Annotated in this window: 3 rRNA genes; all 3 read left to right on the top strand. The window is 59.1% G+C overall.

The annotated features are described in order from the left end of the window. Positions 1-88 precede the first annotated feature (88 nt). Positions 89-1623 (top strand): 16S ribosomal RNA (locus M4I36_RS13940). Between the two features lie 157 nt (positions 1624-1780). Then, a 23S ribosomal RNA gene (locus tag M4I36_RS13935) occupies positions 1781-4726 on the top strand. A gap of 119 nt (positions 4727-4845) precedes the next feature. Further along, positions 4846-4962: ribosomal RNA gene (rrf, locus tag M4I36_RS13930) — 5S ribosomal RNA — on the top strand. Together the 16S, 23S and 5S rRNA genes form the textbook arrangement of a ribosomal RNA operon. Positions 4963-4970 lie beyond the last annotated feature (8 nt).

The following is a 4970-nucleotide window of genomic DNA, read 5'->3' as shown; positions in this document are numbered from 1 at the left end:
AAAGAGACGAGCGTCCCTTGAAAACTAAACACGCACACCATCCGAAAGAACGAAGAAGACAAGACCAGTCGAAAGACTGAGCAAGGAATGGATTGAGAGTTTGATCCTGGCTCAGGACGAACGCTGGCGGCGTGCCTAATACATGCAAGTCGAGCGGACTCCTTCGGGAGTGAGCGGCGGACGGGTGAGGAACACGTGGGCAATCTGCCCATTGGACTGGAATAACGCCTGGAAACGGGTGCTAAGGCCAGATAGACACAGAAGAGGCCTCTCTTGTGTGGGAAAGATGCTCCGGCATCGCCAGTGGAGGAGCCCGCGGCGCATTAGCTGGTTGGCGGGGTAACGGCCCACCAAGGCGACGATGCGTAGCCGACCTGAGAGGGTGAACGGCCACACTGGGACTGAGACACGGCCCAGACTCCTACGGGAGGCAGCAGTAGGGAATCTTCCGCAATGGGCGCAAGCCTGACGGAGCAACGCCGCGTAAGCGAAGAAGGCCTTCGGGTTGTAAAGCTTAGTCACTCGGGAAGAGCGGGTGGGAGAGGGAATGCTCCCACCGAGACGGTACCGGGAGAGGAAGCCCCGGCAAACTACGTGCCAGCAGCCGCGGTAATACGTAGGGGGCAAGCGTTGTCCGGAATCACTGGGCGTAAAGGGTGCGTAGGCGGTGTTGTGGGTCTGAGGTGAAAGGTCGGGGCTCAACCCTGAGAATGCCTTGGAAACTGCAAGACTTGAGTGCTGGAGAGGCAAGGGGAATTCCACGTGTAGCGGTGAAATGCGTAGAGATGTGGAGGAATACCAGTGGCGAAGGCGCCTTGCTGGACAGTGACTGACGCTGAGGCACGAAAGCGTGGGGAGCAAACAGGATTAGATACCCTGGTAGTCCACGCCGTAAACGATGAGTGCTAGGTGTTGGGGGGTACCACCCTCAGTGCCGAAGGAAACCCAATAAGCACTCCGCCTGGGGAGTACGGTCGCAAGACTGAAACTCAAAGGAATTGACGGGGGCCCGCACAAGCAGTGGAGCATGTGGTTTAATTCGAAGCAACGCGAAGAACCTTACCAGGGCTTGACATCCCCCGGACGGGTGTAGAGATACACCGTCCCTTCGGGGCCGGGGAGACAGGTGGTGCATGGTTGTCGTCAGCTCGTGTCGTGAGATGTTGGGTTAAGTCCCGCAACGAGCGCAACCCTTGATCGGTGTTACCAGCGCGTCAGGGCGGGGACTCACCGGTGACTGCCGTCGTAAGACGGAGGAAGGCGGGGATGACGTCAAATCATCATGCCCCTTATGTCCTGGGCGACACACGTGCTACAATGGGCGGCACAACGGGACGCGAGAGAGCAATCTGGAGCCAACCCCTGAAAACCGCTCGTAGTTCGGATTGCAGGCTGCAACTCGCCTGCATGAAGCCGGAATTGCTAGTAATCGCGGATCAGCATGCCGCGGTGAATCCGTTCCCGGGCCTTGTACACACCGCCCGTCACACCACGAGAGTCGACAACACCCGAAGTCGGTGGGGTAACCCGCAAGGGGGCCAGCCGCCGAAGGTGGGGCCGATGATTGGGGTGAAGTCGTAACAAGGTAGCCGTATCGGAAGGTGCGGCTGGATCACCTCCTTTCTAGGGAGAACGAAGGATGGGGCCTGGGGGACTGGGCGCGTGCGTGTTTAGTGTTTGAGGGGACCGAAGGCCACAGAGCCGAAGGCACCTCAGCGTACCTTGAGAACTGGATAGCACCTCATGCGAACGAAGAGAGGTCGGGAAACCGACGAAAGACGGTGAAGATGAGAAGGGCGCACGGAGGATGCCTAGGTGCCAGGAGCCGACGAAGGACGGGGCGAACACCGAAATGCCGCGTGGAGCTGTACGCAAGCCTTGATGCGCGGATGTCCGAATGGGGCAACCCACCGGCCGTGATGGGCCGGTACCGCTGTCTGAATGCATAGGACAGAGGGAGGGAACCTGGGGAACTGAAACATCTCAGTACCTGGAGGAGAAGAAAACAACCGTGATTCCGCAAGTAGTGGCGAGCGAACGCGGAAGAGCCTAAACCGAATCGGTGGAGAAGGGAGCCCCCGTTGCCGATTCGGGGTCGCGGGACCAACGAGCCAGCCAGGGCTTTGGCTGGGCAAGGGAAGCGAGCGAAGCCAAACGGTCTGGGAAGGCCGGCCAGAGCGGGTGAAAGCCCCGTCGGCATAAGGTCGCAGACGTTGCTGGTTGGGACCCAAGTACTGCGGGACACGAGAAACCCCGTGGGAATCTGGGAGGACCACCTCCTAAGGCTAAATACTCCCTGGCAACCGATAGCGATGAGTACCGTGAGGGAAAGGTGAAAAGAACCGCGGGAGCGGAGTGAAAGAGAACCTGAAACCGTGTGCTTACAAGCAGTCGGAGTCCCGAAAGGGATGACGGCGTGCCTTTTGTAGAATGAACCGGCGAGTGAGGATGGCGAGCGAGGTTAAGGCGAGGAAGCCGGAGCCGAAGCGAGAGCGAGTCTGAAGAGGGCGACAAGTTCGCTGTCCTCGACCCGAAACCGGGTGAGCTACCCCTGGTCAGGGTGAAGTGCGGGTAACACCGCATGGAGGCCCGAACCCACCGGCGTTGAAAAGCCGGGGGATGAACTGGGGGTAGGGGAGAAATTCCAATCGAACCCGGAGATAGCTGGTTCTCCCCGAAATAGCTTTAGGGCTAGCGTGGAAGCGTAGGAGGGACGGAGGTAGAGCACCGATGGGATGCGGGGCCCGACCAGGGTTACCAAGTTCCGTCGAACTCCGAATGCCGTGTCATCCGCTTCTGCAGTCAGACGGTGAGTGCTAAGATCCATCGTCGAAAGGGAAACAGCCCAGACCAACAGCTAAGGTCCCTAAGTGTCGGTTGAGTGGAAAACGATGTGGCGGTGCACAGACAACCAGGATGTTGGCTTAGAAGCAGCCACCATTGAAAGAGTGCGTAATAGCTCACTGGTCGAGTGACGCTGCGCGGAAAATGTAACGGGGCTAAACCGAGCACCGAAGCTTTGGATACAGGAATGTATGGTAGGGGAGCGTTCCCTTGACGGAGAAGCCGAGCTGAGAGGCGAGGTGGAGGCAAGGGAAGTGAGAATGCCGGTATGAGTAGCGAAAAGACAAGTGAGAATCTTGTCCGCCGAAAGCCCAAGGTTTCCTGGGGAAGGATCGTCCACCCAGGGTCAGTCGGGACCTAAGGCGAGGCCGAGAGGCGTAGTCGAAGGACAACGGGTTGAGATTCCCGTACCAGATGGGTTTGCTAGACCGATGGGGGGACGCAGGAGGAGAAGGAGAGCGGCCGGATGGAAGAGGCCGTCCAACTCGCAAGTGGGTCGGGTAGGGAAAACCGCCCGGCAGGACCATGAGCGAGGATGGGGAGGGAAGGACAGTACCGAAGCTCCGGACATCACACTGCCAAGAAAAGCCTCTAGGGAGAAGCCATCTGCCCGTACCGGAAACCGACACAGGTGGGCGCGTGGAGAACACGAAGGCGCGCGGGAGCACTCTCGTTAAGGAACTCGGCAAAATGGCCCCGTAACTTCGGGAGAAGGGGCGCTCGAAAGAGCCGCAGTGAAAAGGCCCAAGCGACTGTTTAGCAAAAACACAGGTCTCTGCGAAGCCGTAAGGCGAAGTATAGGGGCTGACGCCTGCCCGGTGCTGGAAGGTTAAGAGGAGGGGTGACCCGCAAGGGGAAGCTCTGAATTGAAGCCCCAGTAAACGGCGGCCGTAACTATAACGGTCCTAAGGTAGCGAAATTCCTTGTCAGGTAAGTTCTGACCCGCACGAAAGGCGTAACGACTTGGGCGCTGTCTCAACGAGAGACCCGGTGAAATTGTAATACCTGTGAAGATGCAGGTTACCCGCGGCTAGACGGAAAGACCCCGTGGAGCTTGACTGTAGCTTGATATGGGAGACGGGCCTGTCATGTACAGGATAGGTGGGAGACGAAAAAGCATGGGCGCCAGCCTGTGTGGAGTCGGCGTTGGGATACCACCCTTGAGAGGTTCATCTTCTAACCGAGCGCCTTGAAGCAGGCGTCGGGACAGTGTCAGGCGGACAGTTTGACTGGGGCGGTCGCCTCCTAAAAGGTAACGGAGGCGCCCAAAGGTTCCCTCAGCGCGGATGGAAATCGCGCGAGGCGTGTAAAGGCACAAGGGAGCTTGACTGCGAGACGGACAGGTCGAGCAGGGACGAAAGTCGGGCTTAGTGACCCGGTGGCACTGCGTGGAAGGGCCATCGCTCAACGGATAAAAGCTACCCCGGGGATAACAGGCTGATCTCCCCCAAGAGTTCACATCGACGGGGAGGTTTGGCACCTCGATGTCGGCTCATCGCATCCTGGGGCTGAAGTCGGTCCCAAGGGTTGGGCTGTTCGCCCATGAAAGCGGTACGCGAGCTGGGTTCAGAACGTCGTGAGACAGTTCGGTCCCTATCTGCCGTGGGCGGAGGATACGTGAGAGGGGTCGTCCTTAGTACGAGAGGACCGGGATGAACCGACCGCTGGTGGACCAGTTGTCCTGCCAAGGGCACAGCTGGGTAGCCAAGTCGGGTGGGGATAAGCGCTGAAAGCATCTAAGCGCGAAGCCCGCCTCAAGATGACGTATCCCATTCCGTCAAGGAAGGAAGACCCCTTGAAGACGACAAGGTAGATCGGTCCGGCGTGGAAGCCGAGCAATCGGTGGAGCGGACGGATACGAATCGGTCGAGGGCTTCACCGTAGGCGCGTGGCGCGAAAGCCGCCCGTGGCCGCTTCGAGCGCGCATGAGGAGCTATTCAGGAGCCAAGGGACACGCTTGTACGACCCGTGGACGAGGTCAACGGGGATCGTGAAGACAAGTCTGGTGGCCATGGCGGAGGGGCAACACCCGTACCCATCCCGAACACGACCGTGAAGACCTCCAGCGCCGAGAATACTTGGGGTGCAGACCCCTGGGAAGGTAGGACGTTGCCAGGCGAGAGAGA

Source organism: Alicyclobacillus sp. SP_1 (assembly GCF_024706985.1).
Classification (GTDB): Bacteria; Bacillota; Bacilli; order Alicyclobacillales; family Alicyclobacillaceae; genus Alicyclobacillus_I.
Note: the sequence above shows the minus strand (reverse complement) of the source record. Positions and strands in the feature narration are given on the sequence as shown.